The sequence below is a fragment of the Streptomyces sp. NPDC090127 genome (assembly GCF_044746945.1).
Classification (GTDB): Bacteria; Actinomycetota; Actinomycetes; order Streptomycetales; family Streptomycetaceae; genus Streptomyces.
The window spans coordinates 178,210-204,413 of the sequence record NZ_JBIVDE010000003.1 but is presented as its reverse complement, the minus strand read 5'-3'; the positions used below and the strand labels follow the sequence as shown (position 1 = coordinate 204,413).

Sequence of the window (26,204 nt, the reverse complement as noted above, 5' to 3'; positions counted from 1 at the left end):
AGGCCGCGCCACCGCGCACCGGACCACCGAAGCCACGGCACCGCACACCGAGCCACCGCACACCCCGCCACCGCACACCGCACCCATCCACCGAAGTCCGCACCAGGAGGAACGTCATGAAGTCTCCGCACCTCCCCACTGACCCCGCGACCGACGGCACGGCCGCGCGTCGCCCCCGGCGATCGGCCGTCCGCTCCGTCGTCACCGCACTCGCGCTGGTCCTCGGCGCCCTCTTCGCCCCGGGTGTGGGCGTCCTCGGCAGCGCCGGCGACGCCCACGCGGCCACCAAGATCAGTCACGCCTCGGCGACCTCGATGTTCCGCGGCTCGGGGATCACCTGGTCGTCGTCCGGCGGTTGCTCGGACCGGAACAACCCGACATGCACGTCGTTCGAGCAGCTCAACCTCGCCACCGCGCAGGGGGCCCAGACCCTCAGGAGCGCGAGCGGCTGCGCCCTGAACATCACCGGCGGCACGGAGACGGGCCACGCGTCCGGCACGTACTCGCACTGGAACGGGTACAAGCTCGACTTCAGCAAGTACACATGCCTCGGGAACTACATCAAGAACACGTTCACCTACATCGGCGTGCGCGGCGACGGCGCCCCGCAGTGGAAGTCCGGTGCCGGGAACGTCTACGCCGACGAGGGCAACCACTGGGACGTCACGTTCTACAACTGCGGCGGCTGCTGAGCCCGCACCCGTCGGGTAGCAGGGGCGGTCCGTCCGGACTCCGGTCCGGGCGGGCCGCCCTTCCGTACGCGCGGGCTTCCGTCTGTTTCCGATGACATGCCCGGAAAGGGCACTCGCCGCCCAAACCTACTCTTCACGCGAGGAATCCATCGCATTCTCACTTCGCCCCGAGGCGGAGAGCGAGAAGCGCCACAGGTCCTGTCGTTCTCGTACGTCCCGGAACCGACAAGAGGGCAGGCCCGGGCGGCTGCGGGGGTGTCACGACGCGACGTGCGAGAGCCTCGTCCGGACATGCGCGAGGGCGCCACGAAGGTGAAGAACCTGTAAACGCAACCGTGTTGTCGTGCACCTTTCCACGGCACGCTCTTGTGTGCGACTGCGACGCCTCGGAATAGTTCGGCGGGTCATCCTCCGTACCCGGAACCCCACTTCGTCCGGGCACGGCCCCCCACAGGAGGTCACTTTGAAGCATCGTCGCATCACCGGGCGAAAGACTGTCGTCGCGGGCGGAGCCGCCGCCGCGTTGGTCATCGCGGGAATCACGTTCCAGAGTGCGAACGCCAGTGACGACACCGAGCAGTTCTCCGTGAAGGCGCTGACCGCGCCGGCCGCCGGCACCTTGTCTCTCTCGCTCAAGACGGACCTGGGCGCGGCAGAGGCGGGCTCCTACTACGAGGCCGGCACCAAGGCGCTCGTCGTGAACGTGGTGTCCGAGGACGCCGCGCAGACCGTACGGGCGGCGGGTGCCAAGCCGCGGGTGGTCGCGAACACGCTCGCCGAACTGGGCGCCGCACGGAAGACCCTGACCGAGAAGGCGACCATAGCGGGCACCTCCTGGGCCACCGACCCGGTCAGCAACAAGGTGATCGTCACGGCCGACCGCACGGTCTCGGGGGCGAAGCTCGCCACCCTGCAGCAGGTGGTGAAGAACCTCGGCGGCAAGGCCGAGCTCAAGCGCAGCGCGGGTGAGTTCAAGACCTTCGCCTCGGGCGGAGACGCGATCCACTCCGGCGGAGGGCGCTGCTCGCTCGGCTTCAACGTGGTGAAGGGCGGAGAGCCGCACTTCATCACCGCCGGTCACTGCGGTGACTCCGGCAGCGAGTGGTCGGCCTCGGCGGGCGGTGCGGCGATCGGCTCGATGGTCGACTCCCAGTTCCCGGGCAACGACTTCGCGCTGGTGAAGTACAGCGGCGACACCCCGCACCCAAGCGAGGTCAACCTCTACAACGGCAGCGCTCAGGCCATCACCAAGGCGGGCGACGCCACCGTCGGCATGCAGGTGCAGCGCAGCGGTTCGACCACCCAGGTCCACGACGGCCAGGTCACCGGCCTCGACGCGACCGTGAACTACGGCAACGGCGATGTCGTCGAGGGCCTCATCCAGACCTCGGTCTGCGCCGAGCCCGGCGACAGCGGCGGCTCGCTCTTCGCCGGTGACACGGCGATCGGCCTCACGTCGGGAGGCAGCGGCGACTGCTCGTCGGGTGGCGAGACGTTCTTCCAGCCGGTGACCGAGGCGCTCGCGACCTTCGGCGCCGAGATCGGCTGACGGCGGGATCGCCCCGACCATCGTGGGACCGTCCTTCCCAGCAGGGGAGGGCGGTCCCACGCGTCGTATCGTGATGCTCGGCCCCCCGAGGGGCCGGACGCGACCGGACGCGACCGGACGCGCGCGCTGGCGCGCAGCGGTTGCTCCTGTACGGGTCAGCTCGTACCGACGGTCTCGGGCGCGGCCGCCACGCTGCCGTCCGCATCGAGCCCCCAGCGCCGGAGGCGATCCGCCTCGTCCTCCCGTCCGTGGCGCGTCAGCCATCCCACCAGCTCACTGGCCGCGAGCTTTCTGCCGGCGTCCACCCCCTCCCGCAGCAGAGCGAACGCCTCTGCGAACCTGCCGCGCGTGACCAGGGCGTCAGCGGCGACATGCGTCAGCCGCTCCAGGGCGATCGTGTCGCCTCGCGTCGCCCGGTCCGCCAGCTCGTCCGCATGGCCGTGCTCGGCCAGCAGGTGGTCCAGCCAGACGAAGACGAAGGGGTCCCCGGCCCGCTCCCTCTCCCGCAGGAGGTCCAGTGCTTCCTCCGCCCTCCCGCAGGCGACGAGCAGCTCCGACAGGCGAATCGCGGAACTGAAGTCGCCCGCCGCGGCCAGGGCCCTCAGCCCGTCGAACGCCTCATCGGGCCGTCCGTGCTCGCAGAGCAGTGTGGCGCGCATCCATTCGGCATTTCGCTCGCCACGGACCTGGTCGAGTGCGTCGAGCGCGGCACCGACGTCCCCAGCCTCCGCCGCCTCACGAGCCACCTCCTCCGGCGGTCGCGGAACCCCGAGAGGAGGTGGCGGTGTCCCCAGGGACGGCTGCTGCGTCACCGCCAGGCCGCTCAGACGTGCGGCCTCCGACACGAACAGCTCTGTCACAGCGAGAAGCCGATCCACGAAGGTGGCGTGGTCACTGTGGTGAGCCGGCGCCAGAAGTGCCCCCGGCCCCGTCATGCGCCCTTGGGAGAGAAGGACGAGGAGGGCGTCGGCTTCGACGATCTCCGCGCGAGGGGCTTCCGACGTCGGTCCGGTCGATCCATGAGTGTCCGCCTCGGCAGGTTCCCCTTGCGTCGGCGGCTGTTGAAGCAGCTTCAACAGCTCGCTGCCGCTGTGCAGGAAACGGCGGGAGAGCAGGCTCGAAGCGAATCCGTTGCCCGCCTCGGCCAGCTCCGCCAGCCTTCCGACGTGCCCCGAACCGTCGCAGACGGTGGCGGTCAGCAAGGAGGCCAAGTCGTTCTCGGCGTGCGGCAGCAGCAGTGCCACAGCCTCGTCCGCGCAACCCGCCTCGGCCAGCGCGTGAGCCAACTGCATGGCGCTCATCACCGGCAGCCGGGTGCAGCGCTCTTGATGCGCACGGACCAGCGCGACCAGAGCCCCGACTCTCCGCTGCCCCTGCAGAATCGTGGTCAGAGACAACAGCGCACCCGCCTCACCGTCTTCGAAGGCCTTGGTGAGCAGCGGAACGGCATGGACGTAACGAAGCCGGTCGACCGCCGAGGAGCCCAGGGCCAGCAGCTCACGCCCATCGGTCAGATGTGTCGCGCAGGCCCGCCAGAAAGCCTCCGGAGGGGAGAGGCCCGCCCTGTCCACCGACGCCCGCTCCAACAGGTAGTCCGCCGGGCGATAGCCGACGGTCTCCGACCCGTCCCTCTCCACCATGACGGGGACGAGGGCGGAGGTGGCTCCGAGGAGGACGCGGGTGGCGTAGGTCAACGCCTCGTCGAACCAGTCCGCAGTAGCCCGTGCGCGCTGCTCCGGTGTGCAGTAGCCCCAGGCGACCGCCTTCAGCAGTTCGGCTCCCAACGGTGAGGTGACGCCGAGACGAGCGAGGTCGATCCCGGCGGTGAGTACGGACCTCGCGTAGGGAAGCTCCTGGCCGTCCGCGTTGCGCCAGCGTTCGATCAACTGGGGAGCGGCCGCCAACGTCTGCGTCAGCCCGAACCGTGAGCTGTCGGACGGAATACGGGGCTGGGCGGCCTCGACCTGCTCGCTGAACCAGAGAATGGCCCGTTGCTGCACCTCGGACATGAGGGCGTGGTCGGGACCGAGGTGGAGCATCAGACCGGAGCCGTCCGACGCCTGCGGTCTCCCACCGGGAGCCGTCCCGCGGCCACTGTCCGCCGCAGCCGGCTCGGCGTCTTCCGCCGAGGAAGCGGACGGGCCCTCTCGTCCGGAGCGCGCGTACTCCACGGCGACCCGCAGGCGCCGGTCTCCCGCGGCGGCCGACTTCCGCGCCGTCATCTCCGCGCGGTGCCACTCGCGCGGGCTGAACTCGCTGCCGACGTGGAACACCTCAGCCAGCCGAAGCACCTCACGCTTGCCGCGGTGCCGGTCCTCGCTCCCGTCGCCCGCGGGGGGAGCGGTGAAGCCGGCGTAGGCGCGGGGGCCGATCGTCGCGACGACGAGGACACCGGCCTTCAGCAGGGCTCGCACGGTCGGCGCGCCGACCGCCTCCTGGCCCTCCAGGTACCGGTGCAGCTCGTCCAGCCACACCACCAGGCGCCTGGACGAATCGCCCACGACGGCCGCCGCCACCTCGGACGGCGACGAGGGCTGCAGGAGATGCCAGGCCGGCACCGTCTCGGCCAACGCCTCGTACAGAGTGCGGGTCTTGCCGACCGAGGACCCTCCGACGAGAAGCAGGAACCCTCCGTTCCGTACGGCTGTGCGCAGGCGTGTGCGCAACCCGCCGGCCCCGTGGTCCACGTCGCGCCGCACATAGGGCGGCAGCGTGGACTCGTCGTGACCATGGACGCGGATCGGCCGGTGCACACCCAGAAGGAGCGGGTCGGCTTCACGGACGGTCGGCAGGTCCCGCAGGCTGTTTCGGGCGGGTCGAGGGCGAGGTCTGCTGCCGGGCCGCCCACCCCGGGCCGCGCTCTTCTGGGCGAACGCCCGAGCGCGCAGCTCCTCGTACCAGTCGACTCCGAAGAGCTCGTCGTGGTCGCGCGCGACAGCCCTGCCGTGGAGGTAGCGCAGCAGAAACGCGATCGGTGGCTGCGCATCCGGAGCGCTGCGCCCGTTGAACCAGTCGCTGAGCGTGGAGCTTTTCAGGGAGACAGGCGGAACCTGCCTCTCCGCCTGATGCGTGATCTCCTTCAGCGGCGGGTTTCCCGCGTACCCTTTGAGAGCGCGAAGCTCCGAAGCGAACACGGCGAGAGCGTCCTCGTGCACCTGCGGCCTCCCCCAGGCAGGGCCGCGGTGGACCCGGCCGGCAGCCACCCGCGAGTCTAGAGCGGCGCCGGGTGCTTCCGCGGAGTCTCCGGACGGAACGCCACGACATCGTTCCGGAGGGGCCGTTCGTCGGAATACCCAACGCCTGCCGCTGACCGGCGACTTCGAGCGGAGCCCTGCCCCTTGCCACGCGGACGACATCGCCGGAAACCCTCCGGACGCCGGTTGATGAGACATCGCGAGCCGGCCTGGATCGCCTTCGTCCTGGAGTCCGCATGACCATCCTGTCCGCACCCGACGCCCCGGGTGCGAAGCCCGGTACCCCTGCCCCGCGCCGTGTCCCGCTGATCATCGTGCGCCTTTGCACCGTGCCGATCGTGCTCGCACCCACGGAAGGCTGAGGCGGACGGGAGCCTCGTATCCGGCTGATCGTTCCGGTCAGCCGGGTTTCGCCATGCCCGGCGCCTCGCAGTGCCTCACACCATGCGAGCGGCGGACAATCGGTCGTTTACGGGTGAGAGAGGAGTGGTCATGGAGACCGAGACCGCGCATCACGACGCCGACGACTCCGGTGAACGGTTCGAGGCGTTCCGTCGAGCCGTCACCCGCTCGGACCGCCCGAGCAGGTGGGCCGAGGTGAGGGAACCGTGCCGTTCAGGGGTCGGCACGGCTCCCTCGCACGAGGCGGGAGGTGCGCCACAGCACGGTGCGGGAGAAGGCGGCCCGCGGGGAGGTGGCTTTGCCGAACCGGCAACAAGGGTGGCGTGACAGGCCCCTCCTCGGCGACGGTGGCCCGGTGACCGAAGACATCGCACATGGATCGCCCGCCGACGCCTACAGGGGAGACCCGACCGTACGGGCGGAGTGGGACAGCCGCTACGCCGATCGCCACCAACTCTGGAGCGGCCGCCCCAACGGCGCCCTGGTGGCCGAGACCGCCGGCCTCACCCCCGGCCGGGTGCTCGACGTCGGCTGCGGCGAGGGCGCGGACGCCGTCTGGCTCGCGCGCGGCGGCTGGGACGTCACCGCACTCGAGGTCTCGGGCGTGGCACTGGAACGGGCCGCGGGCCACGCCCGTGACGCCGGCGTCGACGTCCGCTGGATCCACGCCGAACTGACGGAGGCGCAGCTGGAACCGGCCTCCTTCGACCTGGTCTCCGCCCAGTACCCGGCGCTGCTCCGCACCCCCGACGCCGCGGCCGAGCGGGCCCTCCTCGCGGCCGTCGCGCCTGGGGGCGTACTCCTGCTGGTCCACCACGCCGGCATGGACACCCGCACCCCCGACGACAACGGCTTCGACCCGGCCGACTACGTCTGGCCCTCCATGATCCCCGCGCTCCTGGACGACGCCTGGCAGATCGAGGCCGACGAACAACGCCCCCGCGTCGCCCCGGAAGGCGGCGCCGGCGCCCACCACACGGACGATGTCGTCCTCCGCGTCCGCCGACTACGCTGAGCGCACGACGGGACGTGGCGGCGCTGGGGGGCAAGAGTGGGACGACAGGAACGCGCGGACGTGCTGGACGCGGAACTGATGAAGCGACCGCTGCCGACCGACGGTGTAGCCGCCATGGGCGCATGGTGGTCCGGCCCGGGGGCCGCATACGCGACGGGCACGGCCGCCCACACCGTCATCTATGTCCGGCCGTGCTCCGCGCGGACGTCGACGACGACATCACCGAGGACCACAGCTGCACCCAGGTGACGTACCCGAGCACCCAGGACTTCCCTGTCCCCTGAGCACCAGCCGTACCGAGTAACTCCGGGCCGCTCGCGTGTCCTTGCTCGTGGACGTGCGTTGGTATCAGCATGACGACACGTACTCTGCTCGGCGCCGCCGCGCTCACGATCCTGCCCCTCGTCCTCGCCGCTCCTGCCCACGCCGAGGGCCCCAGCAGTGTCGCGGTCACCGCCAATGACGTGAACGACACGGCGGGCGCCCTGGCCGGACCCGAGGGGCTCGGTCTCGACGGCGTCGCCCACTCGCTCGCGGGGCACTGAACCCGGTCCCTTCGTACCACCGTCCGCTGCGCGCCGGCTCCGACATCGGGCCGGCGCGCGGCGCGTTCGAAGTCGAGTGCAGTCAGTCGGCTGGAGGGCGCCAGGCGGCTTCGGCGGCTTCCGTGCTGGGGTGGGTCGGGAAGACCTGGTCCAGGCCGACGATGCGGAAGATCCGGCTGACACGGTCGGGGACCGCGGCCAGGGCGATGGTCGCGTGCGCGGCCAGGGCGTGGTTGCGGGCCGCGATCAGTACGGTGATGCCGCTGGAGTCGCAGAAGGAGAGGCCGCCGAGGTCGAAGACCAGCTGTTGACCGGGTCGCAGGCTGATACCGGGCAGGGCTGCCCGGACTTCCGTCGCGGTGTGGTGGTCCAGGTCCCCCACCAGCTCGACGACCGCTCCGGCGGGGGTGGCGTGGGTGGCCAGGGTCAGATGCTTGGTCACTGGTGCTCTTCACTGGGGGTTCGGGGCGCGTGGATGGCGAGGACGGCGGTGTCGTCGTCGACGCCGGTGCCGAAGGTGTCGAGCAGGTCGCGGACCGCGCGGATGGTGGCCGAGGCGGTGGTGGGGGCGAGGGCTCGGCCGAAGTCGAGGAGGGCGTCGTCGCCGTAGCGCTCTCCGTCGCCCGCACCGGCGTTGGTGTGGGCTTCGGTGAGGCCGTCGGTGTGCAGGAGCAGGGTGTCGCCGGGGGCGAGGTGGACGGTGGTGGTGGCGATGTGGGGGTCGGGCAGGACGCCGATGAGCTGGCCGCCGGGGGTGGGCAGGTAGTCGGCGGTGCCGTCGGCGCGCATGAGCAGGGCGGGAGGGTGGCCGCCGGCGGCCAGGGTGATCCGGAAGCCGCCCCGGTCGGTGTCGGGGGTCAGGAGGCCGAAGACGACCGTACAGAAACGGGGATCGGCGCCGTTGTACTCGTGGTTGAGGACGGTGTTGAGGTTGCCGAGGACCGCGGCCGGGTCGGGGTCGTAGACGGCGGCGGCGCGCAGGGTGTAGCGGGCCAGCGAGGTGACCGCGGCGGCGGCGGCGCCCTTGCCGCAGACGTCCCCCAGGAACATCCCCCAGGTGCCGGCCGCCAGGCGGAACAGGTCGTAGAAGTCGCCGCCGACCTCGTCGGCGGACGCGAGGTGGTAGTGGGCGGAGACGTCCAGGCCCGGCACGTTCACCAGGGCCGGGGGCAGCAGGGTCTTCTGCAGGGTGGAGGCCAGGGTCTGGAGGCGGTCGCGTTCGCGGTCGGCTTCCTGGCGGGCGCGCAGCAGTTCGGTCTCGTAGGCGCGGCGGTCGCGGGCGTCGAAAAGCGTGGTGCGGACCAGCAGGGGCTGTCCGTCGCTGCCCGTCTTCACCGTCGAGGTGACCAGGACCGGCAGCCGGGAGCCGTCGGCGTCCTTCAGCTCCAGGGCGATGCCGCTGACCTCGCCCTGCATGCGCAGCATGGGGGCGAAGTGGGTCTCGTGGTAGAGCCGGCCGCCGACGGTGAGCAGATCGGAGAAGTGCCTGCGGCCGACCAGGTCGTCGCGTCGGTAGCCGAGCCAGTCCAGCAACGTGGTGTTGACCTTCGCGATCAGGCCGTCGAGCTGGGTCGAGAGGTAGCCGCAGGGAGCGTTCTCGTAGAGGTCCTCGGCGCTGTCCTCGAGCAGCGCGAAGAACTGGGCCTGCTCGTCCGTCGGCCCCTGGTTCTGTCGCGGACCGCTCTGTTCCTCGTCGTCGGTCTGGCTCATGGCCGGGTGGCCCCCGCGAACGCGGCGATGGCCGCAGCCGTCTCCTCGGGCGCGGCGAGCTGAGGGCAGTGCCCGGTGGCGTTCAACGTGATGAGGCGGCTGCCGGGAATCTGCGCATGCACGAAAGCACCCACTTCGGGAGGGGCGATCGCATCACGGGAGCACTGGGCGACCAGCGTGGGCACCCCCACCTTGGCGAGGTCGGCGCGGTTGTCGGACAGGAACGTCACCCGGGCGAAGGTCCGCGCGATCTCCGGATCGGTACGACAGAAGCTGCTCGTCAGCTCCTCGCCCAGCTCCGGCCGCTCCGGGTTGCCCATGATGACCGGCGCCATCGCACCCGACCAGCCCAGATAGTTCGCGTCCAGCGACTCCAGCAGCTCCTCGATGTCCTCGCCGGTGAACCCGCCCCGGTAACCGGTCTCCGGATCGTCCACGAAGCACGGCGAAGGGGCCAGCAGGACCAGCCCGGCGAACGCCTCGGGCTCCCGCGCGGCCGCCAGGACGCCCATCATCGCGCTCACCGAATGCCCCACGAACGTCACGGGGCCGAGCGCCAGCTCCCGGCACACCTCCAGAACGTCATCGACGTACCCGTCCAGGGTGGAGTACCGCTCCCGGCTCCACGCCGACAGCTCCGACTTCCCCGCGCCCACATGATCGAAGAGGACCACGGTGAAGTCGCGCTCCAGCACGGGCACCACCAGACGCCACAGGTTCTGGTCACACCCGAACCCGTGCGCCAGCACCACCACCGGTCCGCCGGCCCGCCCCGTCACCGTCACATGGTTCCTGCGCCGTACATCCATGCGCCCCATACTCCCAGACCGATCCCCGACCGGTCCCCGACCATCCGGGCAGCTCACGACTCCCGACCGGCCGACTCTGCCGACCGGGACCGACCGAGACCGCCGATCCGCAGACAGCCGGTCGCCCACGTGCGGTGCCGCAAGGGCGAGGGAGGCGGCGTACTTCCGCCACTGCACCGAACAGTGGGCCTCCGGTGGACCGTTGCGTGCGTTCGGGATCCGGGTGGATCCGGGTGGATCCGGGCAACTCCCGGTCGGCAGCGGTCGCGCGACGGTGCGGGTTCACGTACGACAAGCGCGTTCGGGAAGCGGACGGCAACCTGAACCGCATTGCTCCGCGCACGGGCGTCACTTACCGTGTTTAGCGGCTCGGATTCTGGTAACAACAAGTAGCTACAGACAATCGGAACCCGACGGAAGGCAGGAACATGACCCTCGTCACCGTGCTCATCCTCGTCGCGGTCCTCGCGTTCATCGCCCTCTTGGTCCTTGCCCCGAGCGCGCCTGCGCGGCGTAACCCCTTCCCGGGGCGCCCGCGTCGCTCCACCCACCGCCGTTCCGCGAGGTCCAAGCTGACCAAGGTCCCCTCGCAGCGGGGCATCCAGCACCACGCCCGCTGAACCAGGCGGGCGGACGGGCGACGGAGAGTTCGAAGAAGTCGAGTGCTTGTGAGCTGGCCCACGAGTGGTGACGAGATCCCGCCCGATCGATGCATCGGGCGGGATCCCCATTGCCTCGCCTGGGCGCTGTCCGGCTAACGCGCCACGCGGTAGCGGAGGTAGACGACTTTGTCGCCGAAGGTACGGGTCTCGACGAGTTCGAGATCCACCTGGCGCTCGTGTGGGGGAAAGAAGGGAATGCCGCCGCCGACCAGGACCGGGTGGACCATCAGCTGGTACTCATCGATCAGTCCCAGCGCGGCCACCTCGGCGGCGAGAGTCGCACCGCCGATCGCGATGTCGCCTTCCCCCGGCTCGGCACGCAACCGCTCGATCTCCTCCGCCACACCGCCGGATGCCAGGCGGGCATGACCCTGCACCGCCGACAGCGTGGTCGAGAAGACCACCTTCGGAAGCGGGTTCCAGAGCTGTACCCACTCGCGCGTCGAGTCGTCGAGCGACGGATCCTGGTCGACGGTCTCCCAGTACAGCATCGTCTCGTACAGCCGTCGGCCCAACAGGTGGACGTCGACCTTGCGAATGTCCTCGATCCAGAAGCGGAAGACCTCCGGGTCGGGCTCCGTCCAGTCGAAGCGGCCGTCCGGTCCGACGATGTAGCCGTCGAGTGAGACGCCCATCGAATAGGTGACCTTGTGCATCAGAAGTCCTCTCGACAAGGGGGTCGACAGTACGACTGCCGGACGCCGCAGTTCTCATCGCGGCTCGTGGGATTACCTGAGCCGAGTCACCTCACGAGATCACTCCGCTGCGAAAACCTTACGCACCGACGCCAGGAATATCCTGATCATCTCGCCGTGGATCAAGAAGGAGTTCGCCGTAACCCCATTCGCGCACGGTCGACAGATCGAAGCGCGACGTGCACGCGTTCGGGGCGCGGCTATCGGCGACCGCTTACGAAGCGGGTCGGTTCTCCCCGCCCGGGCAGCTCAAGGGCCAGGCCCCGCACGTCCGTTCGCAGCAGCGGCTCGCCCAGGGGAGATCGGATCTGGACATTCCCCGGTGGCCCCGGTCGCCCTCGCATCGCTTCGGCCTGCCCACCGGTCGTACGCAGGGATCGGTTCCGGCCCCAGCGCCCCCGAGCGCGCCCCCTGTGCGCCAGGTGCCGCGTTCTCGCGCGGGAGACAAGGGCAGAGGGGGGAGGGGCTGATCGCGTCACGCCCTGAGGGCGTGACGCAGACCGAAGGGGTGGGAATGATAAGAGTGACGGTGGTGTATGAGGCACAACTCCTGCGTGCCGCGCTGGTGGATCTGCTGCGGTCGGACGCCGGGGTCCTGGTCGTCTCCTCGATGTCCCACTGGCCGGACGGTTCGGAGGCCGTCGCATCGGCGCCCGACGTGTACGTCGCCGACGCCGAGTGTCTGCCGCCCTCCGCGGCGGAGTCCGACACCGCCACCACGTCGGTGTCGGCGACAGTCGCGGCGGGCGGTTCGGCTCTGCTCGCGCTGATCCCCGCGCACCGGCCCGGTGTGCTGCGCCGGGCGCATGCGGCGGGGGCGACCGGTTTCGTCGACAAGAACGGTTCGAAGAGCCGATTACTCCAGGCCCTGCACCGTGTCGCCAAGGGGGAGCGTTTCATCGACGACGCGCTCGCCCTCGGGTTCCTCCAGGCCGCGGAGATGCCGCTGACCCGGCGTGAGCTGAGCGTCCTCTCGCTGGCCGCCGAGGGAGCGCCCGTCGGTGAGATCGCCGCGACCCTGTACCTCTCCAAGGGGACCGTACGGAACTACATGGCGAGCGTCATCCGCAAGGTCGGCGCGCGTAACCGGGTGGACGCCATCCGCATCGCCCAGGGGGCCGGGTGGACCTGACCGCCGCGGTGTGACGTCTCCGCCGCCGGTTGACGCGTCGCCGTCGCCGCGTGACGTCTCCGTGGGCGCGGTCCCTTCTCAGCGCTGGACGTCGTTCCAGTGCCCTACCAGATCGCGGTAGAGAGCCGACCGTACGAGCAGGTCCTCGTGCGTGCCGTACTGGGCGCGGGTGCCGTCCAGGACGAGGATCCGGTCCGCGCGCAGAGCGGACGACAGCCGGTGGGCGACGACGACCAATGTCCCGGGCCGGGCGCGCAGGGCGCGTTCGGCCACGGCCTCCGCGACGGGATCCACGTGGCAGGTCGCCTCGTCGAGCAGCACCAGCGGGGCCGGGGAAAGGTGGGCGCGCCCGAGGGCGATCAGCTGGCGCTCGCCGAGGGACAGGGCCTCCGGCCGCAGCGGACGGTCGAGCCCGCCGACGCGCTCGACGAGCGGCTCCATCGCGAGAGCCCGTACGACGTCGTCGACGTCGGACCGGTCGGCGTCGGGCCGCAGATAGCGGAGGTTGTCCCGCAGGGTGCCCGTGAAGACGTACGCCTCCTGCGGAATCAGCGTGCGGAGGGCGGCGAGTTCGGACGGCCGGAAGCGGTCGACCGGGCGGCCGGAGAGGCACACGTCGCCCTGATCCGGAGGCAGCAGGCCTGCCGCGACCTGGAGGAGGGTCGATTTGCCGATGCCGCTCGGACCGACGACCGCGATGTGCTCCCCGTCCTCGACGGTCAGGTCCAGAGCGTCGAGGACGGCACGGGCGCCGGGGCCGTACGCGGCTCGGACGCGGCGCAGCTCCAGCGCCGCCGTCACGCGTACCGCAGGACTGTGTCCGCCTGCGCGGGGCGCGGCGGAGGGAGATGCGAGGGCGGCGGCGGGGGAGGGGGGAGGCCCGGGGAGTGGGCCGGTGAGTCGGTCGAGGATGACGAAGAGACGGGCACCGGCGGCCCCCAGGACGGTCATGAGCGTGTGCAGGGCCGGCAGCAGTGCCTGGAGGACGTAGGTGAGCGCACCCACGAGGGCGCCCGCCGTGACGCCCTGGCGAAGGAGCCACGGGGTCGCGGCCAGGAGCAGGAACACCGGCAATTGCCCCGCCGTCGCCACGGACAGCGTACGGACCGCCGCCCAGCGGGCCATGGCGCGCTGGGCGGCGGCTGCCTCCTCGACCGCACGCCGGTTCAGGGCGGCGGTCGGTTCCTGGGCGCCGCAGGCGACGATGTCGCGCAGCGCGGCACGCGTGATCTCCGCGCGCCGCCCGACCGCCTCGTCCGCGTCGAGGTAGCGGTGCTGGGCCCGTGCCATGGGCCGCAGGGAGGCGACGAAGAGGGTGAGGCCCAGCGCGAGCGGCGGCAGTACGACGAGGAGGAACTGCGGCGCGAGGGACAGGAGGCCGACCAGGGCTCCGGCGGCGACGAAGACGAAGGAGCGGGCGGCGAGCACCAGCCCGGCGAAGCTGTCCCTGGCGATCTCCGTCTGGCTCGTCAATCGGGACACCGCCGTCGTGTCCACGCTGCCGCCCCCGGCGGTGGCGGCACGCAGAGCCCGCACCACCGACCGGCGGACGAGATGGTCGCGTAACGGTTCGGTGAGGTGAGGGAGTTGAGCGAAGACGCCCCGGACGATCGGCGCTCCGAGGACGATGACCGCGGCTGCTCCCGCAAGCCAGAGCAGGCCGGTGGCTGTGGCACCGCGCAGGAACCCGTCGTCCAATGACCGGGCCACGCAGTAGCCGCCGAGGAACGTCTGCGCGGATTCCGCCGCGGACCACGCCGCCAGTTTGACCAGGACGCGCTTGCGGCGGCCGAGAAACCCGCGCGCCGAAGCCATGACGCGCCGCGACGTCCCCGCGACGGCGGGCCTGGGTTCGGCGGCGGCCGGCTCGGGTTCGGACCGCCTCGGAGCCGGCCGAGGCTTCGGAGCCGTCGCCCGGTTCGCGTCCGCTGCCGGTTTCACTCGCCGCTCCCCAGGTCGACGCGGGCGGGTCGTCCGGCAGGGCGGGTGTTCCGCGCGACCGAAGGGTCGGGCGAGGGCGGCGTGCGTGGTGTGGCGGACGACGCCTCGGCCAGGAACACCGCGCGGTAGTCCGGGTCCTCCCACAGCAGCCGGTGCGGTGCGTATCTCCGCACGCGTCCCGCCTCCAGCCAGATCACCCGGTCCGCGCGGGCCGCCGTACTGACCCGGTGGGCCACCACGAGTTTCGTGCAGGGCCGCAGTGACGTGGCGAGGGCGAGCTCCACCTGGCGTTCCGTCGCCGTGTCGAGGCTCGACGTCGCGTCGTCCAGGATCATGAGCCGCCCGCCGCCGATGAACGCCCGTGCCAGGCCGAGGCGTTGACTCTCGCCGCCGGAGAGTGGCGCGTCGTCCAGAGGTGTGTCGTACCCGCGCGGCAGCAGGCGGATGAGGGCCCGGTCGAGGGCCTCGTCGTGGCGGTGGAGGAGATAGTCGTCGATCACCATGCCGATGCCCACGCTGCCGGCCCCGAGGTACGGCATCGTGCGCCAGCCCTCGTCGACCTGGAGCGTGCCGGAGACCCCGCGCACGCAGCGGCTGAGATCGTCGTGGAGCGCTTCGGCGGCGAGATCGAGGAGCGCGGTGTCCTGGGTACGTTCGTAGAGCCGTACGAACAACAGGGCTCGGCCGGCCGCGCCGTGCAGCAGTCCGGTCCGCACCCGGCCCGACGCCGCGGTCCGGGTGGACGCGGCGGGCGGGCGGGCCGCCAGTTCGGCGCACCGCAGCGCCGCCGCATGCAGGCCGGTCTCGCCGGTGGCGGTGGCGAGGGCGTCGAGGGCGAGGCCGATTCCGGCGGTTCCGCCGTGGAGGTCGGGCGCGAGCCCGACGTGGTCCTGGGCGAGGACGAGTTCGGCCAGTTCGAGGGCCGACGCCGTGTGCCCGAGTCGATCGAGGGTCCACGCGATGCCGCTGAGCCCGTCGTAGAAGCCGAGCGGCGTGCCGGACTCGGGCCGCTTGGCGTACCGTAAGAGCTTTTCCTCCGCCGCCGGACATCGTGCGGCCCCGCTCTCGTGCAGGGCATGGAGGATGCCCGCGGTGCCGTGACCGACGGTCATGCCGCCCCCGGCCGTGGCGAACTGGGCGATGTCCCCAGGGAAGAAACGGTCCTCCCGGTCGGGTGTCGCCGACGCCAGGATCGCGCGGACCATCGAGTCGCGGCTGTCGGGCCATGCCCCGGGCTCCACGGGCGGGAACGGGGCGCGGCGGCCGGCGGGGCCGCCGGGAGCAGCGCCGCCTCCGGCGACCGGGGCGCTGTCGTGAGGCCCGGCACCGTCGTGCGGCGAACCACCGACGCGGGTCGCCGGCGCGCCGCCACGGGCCGAGGTGCCGGCGCCGGGCGAGGTGTCAGTGCGTGGCGAGGCGCCGGCGCCGGGGGAGGTGCCGGCGCGTGCTGAGGCGCCGGCGCGGGCCGAGGTGCCCGCGTCTGTCGCCGCTCCGATGCGCGGGCCGCGCGGCGAGGTGCCGACGGGCTCGCGTGTGATCTCCCGTACCGCCGCGTCCAGGAACCCGGGCGGCAGGGGGAATTGCGCCGCCGCGACCTCCGCCAGATGTGCGGCCTTGGCCCGGTCCACGGCGAGCAGGCTGGTCAGCGGGACGAACAGGGCGATCCGCAGACAGGCGAGCGCGTAGCGGTCCACGTCGACGCCACGCCGGTCGGCGGGTGCGACGAACGCCGGGTTGGCGACGGTCTGCCGACCGCCCTCCGCGGCCGGCTGGGCCGCCTCGAAGTCCAGGAGCACCACGGACGTCTCGTCCTCGGACACCATGATGTTGAACAGGTGCAGGTCGTTGAAGACGATCCCGCGTGCGTGCACCGCCGCCACGGCCTGCTCGACGAGACCATGGATCCGCAGAGCCCAGTCGGTGTACTTCGCGAGCCGTTCCGCCGACGGTTCGGACTCCATCAGGGGATGCCTGCGGGCGAAGAAGGTGTTGAGCGGCCTGCCCCCCACGAATTCGAGGGCCAGGAAGTGATGGTCGCCGAGGGTGAAGCTGTCGAGGACCTCCGGTGTGCAGTCGAGCCCGGACAGCCTTTCCAGCGCGCTGCGTTCGCGGTGCAGCCGGGTGACGGCGTCGGCCCCGTCGGCGGCCAGCCCCGCGAACGGACGCGCCTCCTTCAGGACGACCCGCCGACCGGTCTCGCGGTGCCGCGCCTCGTACACGCCTCCGCCGTTGGAGAAGTGCAGCGCCTTGTCGATCCCGTAGGGCATCTCCTGCACCGTCACCGAGGCTCTCGCCTCCAGGTGCGGGCGCAGGAACGGCGGCGGTGTGACCCAGTCGGGCACCCGGAAGACCGGCCCGCGCTGGTCGGGTACGAGGGTGCCCGAGCCGTCCTCCATGGCCGGCCGCAGCTCGCCGTGCTCGTCGTAGCAGTGGCGGCGGGTGAAGCTGCCGTACCGCAGGTGCACGGGGCCCTTCCCCCAGCGCAGATCGCTGAGGATGTACGGGCCGGGCCGGCCGTCGAGCAGCCGCGCGAGATCGGTCGCCAGGCGCTCGCACTGCTCGTCGTCGGCCGGGTAGACCGTGATGAACTTGCCGCTGGCAGCGCGGTCCGCGTACTTGGCGTTGCGCTGGTGCAGCAGGTACCGGCTCGGCACGAACTTGAACGCCACCTCGTGCCGCAGGCAGTGCTCCTGGACCGTGTCGAGGACCTGCTCCGCGTTGTCGAGACAGGCCGATATGTGGATCTTCCAGCCCTGCGAAGGGAGCTGACGACCGCCGAGGGGACGCAGAGCGAGCCAGTCGCCCGTCCGATGGCTGGTCCACCCCTCGGGGACGGGGCGGGTGGCGGCCCGGTAGAGGGAGTCGCCCGCGCCGTCGGCGAAGACGAGTCGGTGCGGCGCGTCGTAGAAGTGACGGTCGGCGTCGCAGAAGACCGCGTACCCCTTGTTCACAACGCACTCCCTCGGTCGGTGACGGAGATGACGTTGTCACGCCCCACGAGGGCCCCGACAGTCGCCGCTGTCACGTCTCGCGTGTGCAGTACGCACAGGTAACCGAGGCTTCCCGCGCCCCGCCTGAGGTCGCCCGCCCCAGGGGCCGGGCCTCGGCTCGCCCGAGCCGTTGTCCTGCGGCGACGTCCTGCCCGTTCGGCGTCGGGCATGGGCCCGGGGATTCCCGCCGGTCGGGGCGAGAGACGGGTCAGCCGCGGTGGATGCGCGTGATCCCGTAGTACTTCGAGACGCACGCGGACACCCAGTCCCGTTCGTAGGCCTTCGTGTAGAAGGGCTCCGCGAGCTCGCCGATGTGCAGAGGTCGATAGGCGACGTCCGTCGCTCCCCGGGCGATGTCTCCGCGGATGCGCGCGTTCTGCGCGTCCCAGGCAGCGCCCCGCGCGGTGGTCTCCGTCGTCAGGGTGCGCACGTCCGGCACGAGCGAGGCCATCAGCCCCAGGGCCGCCGCGCCGACGACGAGCGCGGCAGCCGTGGCCAGGCCGGCCTGCGGGAGGTGGAGCGTCCGCAGCCGCCGGCCGAGCGCCCGGCCCAGCAGCGTCCCGTAGAGGACGAGGGCGAGAACCATCGGTACCAGGAAGCTCATCCAGGTGCGGGCGTACGTCCAACCGCTCGGTCCGTAGCCGCTGTGGAGCCCGAGGGCCACCATGAAGGACCCGAGCGCCACGAGGGGCACGGGGAGGACGACGACGGCGATCCGCACCCCTCGCGGGGCGTGGCGGAGAGCGCTCCCGCCCGGCGGGGGGACCGCGGAGGGAAGGACGAGGACCAGGCCCAGGAGCACGCCGACGGCCAGCGCCCCCAGGTAGGCGGGCTGGCTCGCCACGGCGCTCCACATGTGACCCCAGTCCTCGACCGTGGCCTTCATCTCCGCGGGGGACAGGACGGAGGTGGTGCGGGGGTTCTGGGCGCGCCGCCACCGGGCGCCGGGCGAGGTGTAGAGGAAGACGAGACCGGCGAGGAGGCCGGTGCACCAGACGACGCACCAGGTGAACGGGCGCCAGTCCGGCGCCAGCCTCAACGCGGGCAGGGACAGGACCGCGACCGTCGCGGTGATCAGTCCGCCGACCAACGAGAACGGCTCGCTCGTGGTGCCGATGGCGAAGGACAGGAGCAGCGCCGAGAACAGGCCTGCGCGGCGGACGGCCACGGACGGGCTGCGGGCGGCCCAGATGCCGCACAGGATCGCCCACACGGCGATGATGCCGGGAAGGGTGTGGGAGATCGTGGCGGGCGCCCACAGAAGCACCTGGTAGGAGCGCGTGCCGGCGAAGAAGAGCAGGACCTGGAGGGTCAGCACCACGGCGAGCAGAGCTGCCGCGTCGACTTTCCAGCCCACCAGGCGCAGTACTTCGCGGCCCAGCAGAAACAGACCCGCCGTGAGAGAGAGAACGATGAGCGCAGGCAGGATTTTCGGCCCCACGATCCCGTTGCTGTAGACGATGCCGCTCAGGAAGGCGTTGGTGACGCGCCCGTTCTGCGTCATGTAGAAGTCGGACGTGATGCCGAAGACACCCATGTCGCGGGCTTTCCAGGCGGCGCACCAGTCGTCGGATGTGGGGCGTACGTACAGTCCGAGGAAGAGGCCGACAGCGAGAAGCGCTCCGGCCGCGCTGGCGAGGACGAGCGTCACGGAACGCAGCGACCAGCGACCGAGCGCCTGATTCCGACCGTTTCTCGGGGGGTTCAGGATCTTCCCCCCTTCAACATCGACGACGGTCGGGGCTGCACTCATCAATTCACTTTCGGCAAAAGTAATCCAGCACGTCGGGGGGTGCGAGTCGAACCCGAAAGGCGAAGAGCTGACAGTGTGTGACGTGCCCGGCGGAAAAGTACAACACTCGCCGACGGGAAGTCCACACGCCCTGGCGGTCGCGTGCCGAATTGAATCCCCTCGCTCGAAAACATATGGCACGAACGAAAGAAAGAATGAGAATCGCACAGAAGGCGGTCCCGGAATGGCGGACCGCCCTCGGCATCCGCCTCGCGGCCGCCGGCTACTTCGCCTCCAGGCCTTCGAGGCTGTCCATGAAGGAACTCACGGAGAACACCGCGCGACCGGGGCCGGCCGGCCCGTAGCCCGGCGGGGAGCTCAGGCCGTACTCCTCCAGCGTCGCCCGGTAGGTCTCCAGGAGGCGGATGTGGTATTCGAGCGGCGCGCCCAGCGGGTTGGCCTTGCCCAGCGGGGTCGTGGGCTCCGGGCACCAGGTGGTGAACCGGGGGACGACACCGTTCGACATGAAGAACCGCAGCCCCTCGGCGGTCGACTCGATCGCCTCGCTCACCTTGGTGAAGCCGAACGGCTCGGCCATCTCGATGCCCGCCACGAAGTTGGGGATCACGTTGCGGGGTCCGAACACCTCGGTGGAGTCCAGGATCCTGCGGTGCCATTCGTCCCGGCCGACGTAACGCTCCTTGCCCGGGCAGTGGAGCTCGAACAGACGCCGGTCCCACACTTCGAAGTTGGGGTGGTAGATCCGGATCCCGTAGTCGTGGAAGCGCTGTACGGCGTCCCTCGGCAGGGCCTGGGCGACGACCTTGCCGGTCCACCGGCCCGGGAAACGCTCCTCGATGGCCTTCGCGTAGTGGCCGTAGAAGTCCGCCTCGTCACGGCCCGCGACCTTCGACGTGATCGAGCCGCCGGTGAGCGTGTAGGCCCGGGACGTGCCCGCCGTGTCGTAGCGGTCGATGATCTCCAGGGCCTCCAGCACCTCCTCGACCGGCTTCACCCCGGTGTACGGCCGGCCCGCGGCCTTGTGCTGGCGCCAGTTGTGGTTGATGTCGCAGAACTGGCACTCCTCCTTGGCGCCGAAGTACTGGCACACCCGGAAGACCGTCAGATAGATGAGGTAGCCCCACTGGATCGTCGGCGCGACCTCCATCACCGACTTACCGTTCGACAGCGTGTGCCGGTAGTACTCCGGCATCGGCGGCAGACCGACGTCCGCGATCCGCGCGCCGTCCAGGTACAGGCCGAGCGCACCGTCCTCGCCGCTCCGCACGACGTACGGCGAGTCCGGATTGACCCGGACGGAGACGACCGTACGGCGCAGTTCGTACGGTCCTCCGGTGAGCACGATCTCCTCCGGCGGGCGGTTCAGCGCGGCGGCACCGAGCTCCGGAAGGGTGCGGTGGTCGAAGGAGAAGATGAAGTACGACTTGGGCTTGACGTCGCCGGAGGCTCCGTCGACCGTTCCGCTCAGCGCGGACTCGTCGAAGGCCATACCGCCGCGCAGCAGGTCCTCCTTGATCACGGCCTCGCGCGGGACCTGCGGGAAGCGCCCCATCAGGTCCTCGACCAGCGCGGTACGGCTCGGGCTGTCCATGTGCTCTCCTCAAGCGTGAAGGTCCGTCGGAACGTCGTTCAGGCGCCGTGACCGTGGCGCAGAGGCCCCCAGTCCAGCCGAAGGACGGCGAGGTCGTCGGTGTGCCGCCCGGCGTTGAGGGCGCGGGTCTCCTTGATGAGCAGGTCCACGTGCGTGCCGGGATCCCCGGGCGGCAGCCGGTCCATCAGGGCGAGGAGACCGTCGACACCGAGCCGGTTCCCTGTCGTGCCCGCATGCCCCTCCGTGAGGCCGTCCGTGTAGAGGATCAGCGCCCCGGACTCCGGCAGCGGAATCACGGTGGGGGGCCAGTGGCCGAGCTCGGGGGCGATGCCCAGAGCGATGCCGTGCGCGGCGGCGACCTCCAGTGTGCCCTGGTCGGTGCGGAGCAGGGGTGCGTCGTGCCCGGCCAGGTGCAGGGTCGCCGTCCCGGCGGCCCGGTCGAGGGTGACGAGGGAGCAGGTGGCGAAGAGGGGCTGCTCCCGGCGTTCCGCACCGAGGATGCGATCGAGCAGCCCCAGCAGCTCCGCGCCCCGGTGGCCGCCGAGGACGAGCGAGCGCCACGCGATACGCAGGCAGACCCCGAGGGCCGCCGCGTCCGGGCCGTGGCCGCTGACGTCGCCGACGATGGCGTGCAGCTGACCGTTGTCCTCGACGACGTCCAAAAAGTCGCCGCCCAGCAGGGCCTGTTCCCGCCCGGGCAGATAGCGGGTGGTGATGGTGACCGACCGCGTCTGCAGTATCGGTTGGGGGAGCAGCCCCCATTCCAGCCGGGCGTTCTCCTGCGCCTGCAGCCGGGCGGCCTGGGCCTCGACGGCCGCGCGTTCGGTCCGGCTCCGGTACACCGCGTACCGGACCGTACGCCGGAGCAGGTCGGGCTCCACCTTGCCCTTGACCAGATAGTCCTGCGCGCCGGCGGACATCGCGTCGGTTCCGGCCTGGCGCTCGGACAGACCGGTCAGGACGACCACGGCGGTGTGCGGGGCACTCGCGCGCACGGTCGCCACGGCGGCCGTGCCCGAGGCGTCCGGCAGGTGCAGGTCGAGCAGGATGCAGTCGGCCGCATCGGTGGCCAGCTCCGCACAGGCCTGGGCCAGCGTCGTGGCCACGGTCAGCTCGAAGGGCAGCCCGGTGTCGTGGAGCAGCTCCTCGACGAGCAGGGCGTCGCCGTCGTCGTCCTCGACGAGAAGGACCCTGTAGACCTGCTCTTCCCCGTACGCGACGTAGGACGGCGCCGTGAGGGTCACAGTGCTTTCTCCGTTCCGGATCCCGTGCCGTCCGGCGGACCGGCCTCGGTCTCCTCGGCCCTGTCGGCCTCGGTCGGCAGCGGTTCGGGAGCCAGAGTGAAGGTGATGCGTGTGCCGTCGGTGTACGAGGTGTCGACGGCGATGCCGCCGCCGTGGAACTCGACGATCTTCTTGCACATGGCCAGGCCGATGCCGCTGCCCGAGTAGGCGTCCTTGGTGTGCAGCCGCTGGAAGATCACGAAGACCTTCTCGGCGTACTCCGGCGCGATGCCGATGCCGTTGTCGGTCACCGTGAACCGCCACAGCTCGCCCTCGCGTTCGGCGCTCACCGCGATCCGGGGCGGTTCTCCGGGGCGGCGGAACTTCACGGCGTTGCCGACGAGGTTCTGCCAGAGCATGCCCATCTGCGTCGGATCGGCGACGAGCGTGGGCAGCGGGTCCCTGGTGATCTCCGCGCCCGACTCCTCGATGGACACGCTGAGGCTGTCCAGAGCGTCGTCGAGGACCTTGTCCAGGGAGACCGGCTGGGAGGCGTTGTGGACCCGGCCCACCCGGGAGAAGTCGAGCAGGTCGTTGATGAGGGTCTGCATCCGGTTGGCGCCGTCGACGGCGAAGCCGATGTACTGGTCCGCCCGGTCGTCGAGCTGCCCTCCGTAGCGGCGCTGCAGCAGCTGGGTGAAGCTGGACACCTTGCGCAGCGGCTCCTGCAGGTCGTGCGAGGCGACGTACGCGAACTGCTCCAACTCCGCGTTGGACCGGCGCAGATCGGCGGCCTGCGCGTCCAGGCGCGCCCGTGCCTCCTCCGTGAAGGAGAGCTCGCGCAGGAGCCGCTGACGCATGAAGTCGATCTCGTTGCCGAGCCGACGCAGGTCGGCGGGGCCCGTGGGGGTGATGGTGTGGGCGAAGTTGCCGCCGGTGACCGTGCGGGCGTCCCTGCCCAGCCGCTCCACCGGAACGTTGATGCCGCGCCGCAGCCCCTCGAAGACCGTCGCGGCCAGCGCGACGATGACCAGAGCGATGGCGGTGAAGACCCAGTTCCGCAGACGCATCACGTCCCGGAGCTCTTCCCGCTTCTCGTCCCGCTCCGTGCGCAGGTGCTGCTGCAGGGCGCCCACCGCCTCGCGCACGGTGTCGAAGGCGGCCTTCCCCTCCGTCGCCCGATCCATGGTGGCCGGGGAGGGCGGCCCCGCGGGCGTGGACGCGATCGGCCGGGCGGTCTGCGCCTGCCACGTCTCCAGCGCCTCTCGTACGGTCGCCAGGTCGCCGCGACCGGTGGCGTCACCGCGCAGCAGGTCGGAGAGGTCGGCGGCGGCCTCCTGCTCCGCGGTCAGACCCTGCCGGTACGGGGCGAGGAAGTCGGTCGCGCCGGTGAGCGCGTAGCCGCGGATGCCCGTCTCCTGGTTCAGTACGGCCAGCTCCAGCCCATCGGCCGTCGACAGCGCCACGGAGGTCACATCGACCAGCTCGTCGCTGATCGAGGCCGTCCGCGACAGGACCCACCCGCCCAGGGTGCCGAGCACGGTCAGCACCACCAGCCAGACGGTGAAACCCACGCGCAGCCATGTGCGGGTCGTCCATCCGGAAAGGCGCCCGTCGGGCGACGGTCCCTCCATGCCGCTCACCGTGTCCACTCCTCCGTCTCTGCGTACCCCTGGTGGGGTGCGGCGTGCACACTCTAAAGCCACAGTGGACAACGCTTGTTGTCGAGGGTGCGTTCGTCGGCCTAGAGTGCACGGCATGGACGGCAAGAACTTCTCCGCGCGAAAACCGCGGCAGGACCTGGCCGCCTTCGCGGACACAGGAGTCCATCAGCTGGCCCAGCGCATCACCCATCACGTTCTCGACGCCATGACCTCACCTGGCATGGACCCTCGGGTACCGGCACTGACACGGCTGCTCGTCCTCGAGGAGCTCCGTCAGGCCGCCGAACGACTCCAGCGTGTCGCAGCGGCCGAAGCCGCTCGCGCCGGGGCCGGATACCCCCAGCTCGGCGAAGCATGCGGCATGACCCGGCAGGGCGCGCGACGCCGCTGGCCCGGACTCCTCGCCCCACCCCCCGACCACCCCACGGAGCAACGATGACGACCGCCACTGCCCGCCCCTTCGATGTCCTCCTCGTCGAAGACGATGCCGCCGACGCGATGCTCATCGAGGAAGCCCTCTCCGAGCGAGGCACGCGCAACCTCGTCCAGGTCACCGATGGGGTCGCCGCGCTGGAGCACCTGCGGGCCCCCGGCAGCGCCCGCCCGGACCTCATCGTCCTGGACCTCAACATGCCCCGGATGAGCGGCCGCGACCTCCTCCAGGTCCTCAAGAACGACGAGGCCCTGCAGACCATCCCCGTCGTCGTCCTCACCACGTCCTCGGCCCCCGAGGACATCGCCGGCGCGTACAGCAGCCACGCCAACGCCTATGTCACCAAGCCGGTCAACCTCGACGAGTTCGAGCGGGCCGTCCAGAGCATCGACGCCTTCTACCTGGAGACCGCGGTGCTGCCGCGCACCTGAGGCCGCGGCACGGTCGCGACCCGGCAGAGGGGCCGACGATCAGACCCCGGGATCCGGGCCGGCCGGCTCCTCCACTCCCGCCCGTACGGCTTCCAGCTGCGCGGCGAACGCGACGCCGAGGAAGAGGGCCAGCGACGTCAGGTACGACCACAGCAGCAACGCCATGACCGCGCTGAGCGGCCCGTACACACTGGTGAAGGAGCCGCTCGCCCCGACATACAGGCTCAGCCCCCAGGTCGCCGCGTTCCACAGCACCAGATAGAGGATCGCGCCGAAGGCCAGCCACGTGTAGCCGGGCTGGTCCCGGCGCGGGGAGAGCCGGAAGATCGCGCTGGTGGCCAGCACGGCCAGCAGCACCCCCACCGGCCACCGCACCACCTCCCAGGCGCGGGTGGCGTCCGGCCCGAGACCGTAGACCTCCGCGAACGCCTGGGTCAGATCCGAGCCGAGCACGGTCAGGAGGAAACTCAGCCCCAGCGGCAGGCCGGCCAGCACGGCCATCACCATGCCCCGGACGTACTTGCGCAGGAACGGCCGGTCCCGTTCGTCGCCGTAGATGCGATTGGCGCCGCGTTCGACCTGACACAGGCTGGTGGTGACGTTGACCAGCGAGAAGAGCAGCCCCAGCCAGAGCGCCGCCTGGCCACCGTCGCCCGCGTGCCGTCGGCTCAGGCGCAGCGCCTCGTCGACCATCTCCTGGCTCGGGCCGCTGGTGATCCGGCGGATGGTCAACTCGGCGACGCGGCCGACGCCCTCCGTGTGCAGCACCCCGGACAGGCCGATCGCCACGATGGCCAGGGGCACGAGGGAGAGCACGGTCTGCAGTGCCAGCGCGCGGGAGTGGCTGAAGCCGTCGGCGTAGCGGAACCGTATGAACGAGTCCCGCGCAAGACTCCACCCTCCGTACCGCCGCAGAGCGGTCCACGCCTCGTCACCGGACAGTTCCTCACCCACGACATCACGTCTCTGGGGTACGCGTGTGGCGGTGCCCATCATCGTCCTTTCCGCGCGGTCGGGGACCGAGGCACGTCGACGTCGGCTCGCGCGACGAGCGGGCCCTCGGCGGGGGAGCGGATCGACAGCAGGACCCACCCCACGAGCAGGAGTGTGACGGTGCCGTTGAGCAGGCCGCCCAGGACGTCGGTGGGAAAGTGCATGCCCCGGTGGATCCGGGACACCCCCACGGCCGCGGGGACCAGGAGCAGCACCACCGACGCGTACCGCCACGGGCCGCGTGCGCGAGCGAGCGCCAGGACGACCAGCCCGCCGTACAGCGCGACGGACGCCCCCACATGGCCGGAAGGGAAACTCGACGTCGGCGGAGCCGGGTCCAGCGGGAGAACGCCGGGGCGCGGCCGCTGCACACAGGCCGTGACCGCGAGAAAGACCGCCGACTGCAGAGCGACCGCGGCTCCCAGGAAGCCGGCCTCACGCCACCACCGCCCGCCCGACAGCAGGAGGAGCACGGCGCAGGACACCAGCGTCACGCCGATGACCGTCTCCGTACGGGCCAGTGCCGACAACCACGTGGATACGGCGTCGACCCAGCCGCCGCGGTACGAGACCGCCTCACCCACGGCGCGCCCGTCCACGAACTCCAGCCGACCGTCCTTCCCTCCGGACGCCACGGCGCGACCCAGCCCCACCATCAAGGCCGTCTGCACCGGCACCAGCGCCGCGAGCCAGGAGAACCTCGCGACCGTGCCGCACCCCGTCGTCATGACACTCTCGTTGCCCGGTCAGGGCCAGATGATGTGCCCATGCCCGCCCCGC

At 71.1% G+C, this 26,204-nt stretch carries 22 protein-coding genes; 9 read left to right on the top strand and 13 right to left on the bottom strand.

Going from position 1 to position 26,204, the window contains the following annotated elements:
• Positions 1-116 precede the first annotated feature (116 nt).
• Both ACIPPS_RS12040 and ACIPPS_RS12035 read left to right on the top strand, forming a co-directional pair.
• Positions 117-692, top strand: coding sequence for a hypothetical protein (locus ACIPPS_RS12040; RefSeq protein ID WP_401429986.1), 576 nt, complete (start codon positions 117-119; stop codon positions 690-692).
• Positions 693-1,155: 463 nt separating this feature from the next.
• Positions 1,156-2,241, top strand: a complete 1,086-nt coding sequence (locus ACIPPS_RS12035) for a S1 family peptidase (RefSeq protein ID WP_401429984.1) — start codon at positions 1,156-1,158, stop codon at positions 2,239-2,241.
• Positions 2,242-2,396: 155 nt separating this feature from the next.
• Here ACIPPS_RS12035 and ACIPPS_RS12030 read toward each other — a convergent pair whose 3' ends face one another.
• Entirely contained in the window at positions 2,397-5,396 is a 3,000-nt protein-coding gene (locus tag ACIPPS_RS12030; protein WP_401429982.1) for a hypothetical protein, read from the bottom strand.
• A 275-nt stretch (positions 5,397-5,671) separates the two neighbouring features.
• On the opposite strand from ACIPPS_RS12030, the gene ACIPPS_RS12025 reads away from it, so the two are divergent.
• The 3 genes from ACIPPS_RS12025 to ACIPPS_RS12015 all read left to right on the top strand — a co-directional run bounded on the left by ACIPPS_RS12025 (position 5,672) and on the right by ACIPPS_RS12015 (position 7,397).
• On the top strand, positions 5,672-5,797 hold the full coding sequence (locus ACIPPS_RS12025; protein WP_401429980.1) for a hypothetical protein: 126 nt from the start codon (positions 5,672-5,674) through the stop codon (positions 5,795-5,797).
• A 395-nt stretch (positions 5,798-6,192) separates the two neighbouring features.
• Positions 6,193-6,852: a class I SAM-dependent methyltransferase gene (locus tag ACIPPS_RS12020; protein ID WP_401429978.1), complete on the top strand. Its 660-nt coding sequence runs from the start codon at positions 6,193-6,195 to the stop codon at positions 6,850-6,852.
• A 353-nt stretch (positions 6,853-7,205) separates the two neighbouring features.
• Positions 7,206-7,397, top strand: coding sequence for a hypothetical protein (locus ACIPPS_RS12015; protein WP_401429976.1), 192 nt, complete (start codon positions 7,206-7,208; stop codon positions 7,395-7,397).
• 82 nt (positions 7,398-7,479) lie between these two features.
• Here ACIPPS_RS12015 and ACIPPS_RS12010 read toward each other — a convergent pair whose 3' ends face one another.
• Genes ACIPPS_RS12010 through ACIPPS_RS12000 form a run of 3 tightly spaced genes read right to left on the bottom strand, consistent with a single transcriptional unit; the run spans position 7,480 to position 9,916 of the window.
• Entirely contained in the window at positions 7,480-7,839 is a 360-nt protein-coding gene (locus tag ACIPPS_RS12010; protein WP_401429974.1) for an STAS domain-containing protein, read from the bottom strand.
• Complete coding sequence (locus ACIPPS_RS12005) at positions 7,836-9,107, bottom strand: PP2C family protein-serine/threonine phosphatase (RefSeq protein ID WP_401429972.1); 1,272 nt, start codon at positions 9,105-9,107, stop codon at positions 7,836-7,838. The genes ACIPPS_RS12010 and ACIPPS_RS12005 overlap by 4 nt, the downstream gene beginning before the upstream one ends.
• On the bottom strand, positions 9,104-9,916 hold the full coding sequence (locus tag ACIPPS_RS12000) for an alpha/beta fold hydrolase (RefSeq protein WP_401429970.1): 813 nt from the start codon (positions 9,914-9,916) through the stop codon (positions 9,104-9,106). The genes ACIPPS_RS12005 and ACIPPS_RS12000 overlap by 4 nt, the downstream gene beginning before the upstream one ends.
• 428 nt (positions 9,917-10,344) lie before the next feature.
• On the opposite strand from ACIPPS_RS12000, the gene ACIPPS_RS11995 reads away from it, so the two are divergent.
• Positions 10,345-10,536 (top strand): hypothetical protein, encoded by a 192-nt coding sequence (locus tag ACIPPS_RS11995; protein ID WP_401429968.1) that lies wholly within the window; start codon positions 10,345-10,347, stop codon positions 10,534-10,536.
• Positions 10,537-10,670: 134 nt separating this feature from the next.
• Here ACIPPS_RS11995 and ACIPPS_RS11990 read toward each other — a convergent pair whose 3' ends face one another.
• On the bottom strand, positions 10,671-11,234 hold the full coding sequence (locus tag ACIPPS_RS11990; protein ID WP_401431366.1) for a dihydrofolate reductase family protein: 564 nt from the start codon (positions 11,232-11,234) through the stop codon (positions 10,671-10,673).
• 553 nt (positions 11,235-11,787) lie between these two features.
• On the opposite strand from ACIPPS_RS11990, the gene ACIPPS_RS11985 reads away from it, so the two are divergent.
• Positions 11,788-12,405 carry a LuxR C-terminal-related transcriptional regulator gene (locus ACIPPS_RS11985; RefSeq protein ID WP_401429966.1) on the top strand — a complete coding sequence of 206 codons (618 nt, stop codon included), beginning with the start codon at positions 11,788-11,790 and terminating at the stop codon, positions 12,403-12,405.
• Positions 12,406-12,483: 78 nt separating this feature from the next.
• Here the strand turns inward: ACIPPS_RS11985 and ACIPPS_RS11980 are convergent, their stop codons facing one another.
• The 6 genes from ACIPPS_RS11980 to ACIPPS_RS11955 form a co-directional block, all read right to left on the bottom strand.
• Entirely contained in the window at positions 12,484-14,220 is a 1,737-nt protein-coding gene (locus ACIPPS_RS11980) for an ATP-binding cassette domain-containing protein (RefSeq protein WP_401429964.1), read from the bottom strand.
• A 122-nt stretch (positions 14,221-14,342) separates the two neighbouring features.
• The gene (lanKC, locus tag ACIPPS_RS11975) at positions 14,343-17,297 is read right to left on the bottom strand and encodes a class III lanthionine synthetase LanKC (protein ID WP_401429962.1); all 2,955 of its coding nucleotides are present in this window, start codon (positions 17,295-17,297) and stop codon (positions 14,343-14,345) included.
• Between the two features lie 247 nt (positions 17,298-17,544).
• Positions 17,545-18,987, bottom strand: coding sequence for a DUF6056 family protein (locus ACIPPS_RS11970; protein ID WP_401429960.1), 1,443 nt, complete (start codon positions 18,985-18,987; stop codon positions 17,545-17,547).
• Positions 18,988-19,351: 364 nt separating this feature from the next.
• Positions 19,352-20,680, bottom strand: a complete 1,329-nt coding sequence (locus ACIPPS_RS11965; RefSeq protein ID WP_401429958.1) for a radical SAM protein — start codon at positions 20,678-20,680, stop codon at positions 19,352-19,354.
• Between the two features lie 38 nt (positions 20,681-20,718).
• Positions 20,719-21,924 carry a PP2C family protein-serine/threonine phosphatase gene (locus ACIPPS_RS11960; protein WP_401429956.1) on the bottom strand — a complete coding sequence of 402 codons (1,206 nt, stop codon included), beginning with the start codon at positions 21,922-21,924 and terminating at the stop codon, positions 20,719-20,721.
• Positions 21,921-23,537, bottom strand: a complete 1,617-nt coding sequence (locus tag ACIPPS_RS11955; RefSeq protein ID WP_401431363.1) for a CHASE3 domain-containing protein — start codon at positions 23,535-23,537, stop codon at positions 21,921-21,923. Before ACIPPS_RS11955 ends, ACIPPS_RS11960 begins: the two co-directional genes overlap by 4 nt.
• A gap of 124 nt (positions 23,538-23,661) precedes the next feature.
• Here ACIPPS_RS11955 and ACIPPS_RS11950 point away from each other — a divergent pair, with 124 nt between their 5' ends.
• Positions 23,662-24,006, top strand: a complete 345-nt coding sequence (locus ACIPPS_RS11950; RefSeq protein ID WP_401429954.1) for a hypothetical protein — start codon at positions 23,662-23,664, stop codon at positions 24,004-24,006.
• Entirely contained in the window at positions 24,003-24,431 is a 429-nt protein-coding gene (locus tag ACIPPS_RS11945) for a response regulator (RefSeq protein WP_401429952.1), read from the top strand. The genes ACIPPS_RS11950 and ACIPPS_RS11945 overlap by 4 nt, the downstream gene beginning before the upstream one ends.
• A gap of 39 nt (positions 24,432-24,470) precedes the next feature.
• Here the strand turns inward: ACIPPS_RS11945 and ACIPPS_RS11940 are convergent, their stop codons facing one another.
• Both ACIPPS_RS11940 and ACIPPS_RS11935 read right to left on the bottom strand, forming a co-directional pair.
• The gene (locus tag ACIPPS_RS11940; RefSeq protein ID WP_401431360.1) at positions 24,471-25,424 is read right to left on the bottom strand and encodes a YihY/virulence factor BrkB family protein; all 954 of its coding nucleotides are present in this window, start codon (positions 25,422-25,424) and stop codon (positions 24,471-24,473) included.
• Positions 25,424-26,152, bottom strand: coding sequence for a phosphatase PAP2 family protein (locus ACIPPS_RS11935; protein WP_401429950.1), 729 nt, complete (start codon positions 26,150-26,152; stop codon positions 25,424-25,426). The genes ACIPPS_RS11940 and ACIPPS_RS11935 overlap by 1 nt, the downstream gene beginning before the upstream one ends.
• Between the last annotated feature and the right edge of the window lie 52 nt (positions 26,153-26,204).

Excerpts from the sequence above, each read along its gene's own strand:
- ACIPPS_RS12040 (WP_401429986.1), top strand. The coding sequence starts at position 117 with ATGAAGTCTCCGCACCTCCCCACTGACCCCGCGACCGACGGCACGGCC.
- ACIPPS_RS12025 (WP_401429980.1), top strand. The coding sequence starts at position 5,672 with ATGACCATCCTGTCCGCACCCGACGCCCCGGGTGCGAAGCCCGGTACC.
- ACIPPS_RS12015 (WP_401429976.1), top strand. The coding sequence starts at position 7,206 with ATGACGACACGTACTCTGCTCGGCGCCGCCGCGCTCACGATCCTGCCC.
- ACIPPS_RS12005 (WP_401429972.1), bottom strand. The coding sequence starts at position 9,107 with ATGAGCCAGACCGACGACGAGGAACAGAGCGGTCCGCGACAGAACCAG.
- ACIPPS_RS12000 (WP_401429970.1), bottom strand. The coding sequence starts at position 9,916 with ATGGATGTACGGCGCAGGAACCATGTGACGGTGACGGGGCGGGCCGGC.
- ACIPPS_RS11995 (WP_401429968.1), top strand. The coding sequence starts at position 10,345 with ATGACCCTCGTCACCGTGCTCATCCTCGTCGCGGTCCTCGCGTTCATC.
- ACIPPS_RS11990 (WP_401431366.1), bottom strand. The coding sequence starts at position 11,234 with ATGCACAAGGTCACCTATTCGATGGGCGTCTCACTCGACGGCTACATC.
- ACIPPS_RS11985 (WP_401429966.1), top strand. The coding sequence starts at position 11,788 with ATGATAAGAGTGACGGTGGTGTATGAGGCACAACTCCTGCGTGCCGCG.
- ACIPPS_RS11980 (WP_401429964.1), bottom strand. The coding sequence starts at position 14,220 with ATGGCTTCGGCGCGCGGGTTTCTCGGCCGCCGCAAGCGCGTCCTGGTC.
- ACIPPS_RS11965 (WP_401429958.1), bottom strand. The coding sequence starts at position 20,680 with ATGGACAGCCCGAGCCGTACCGCGCTGGTCGAGGACCTGATGGGGCGC.
- ACIPPS_RS11955 (WP_401431363.1), bottom strand. The coding sequence starts at position 23,537 with ATGGAGGGACCGTCGCCCGACGGGCGCCTTTCCGGATGGACGACCCGC.
- ACIPPS_RS11950 (WP_401429954.1), top strand. The coding sequence starts at position 23,662 with ATGGACGGCAAGAACTTCTCCGCGCGAAAACCGCGGCAGGACCTGGCC.
- ACIPPS_RS11945 (WP_401429952.1), top strand. The coding sequence starts at position 24,003 with ATGACGACCGCCACTGCCCGCCCCTTCGATGTCCTCCTCGTCGAAGAC.
- ACIPPS_RS11940 (WP_401431360.1), bottom strand. The coding sequence starts at position 25,424 with ATGGGCACCGCCACACGCGTACCCCAGAGACGTGATGTCGTGGGTGAG.
- ACIPPS_RS11935 (WP_401429950.1), bottom strand. The coding sequence starts at position 26,152 with ATGACGACGGGGTGCGGCACGGTCGCGAGGTTCTCCTGGCTCGCGGCG.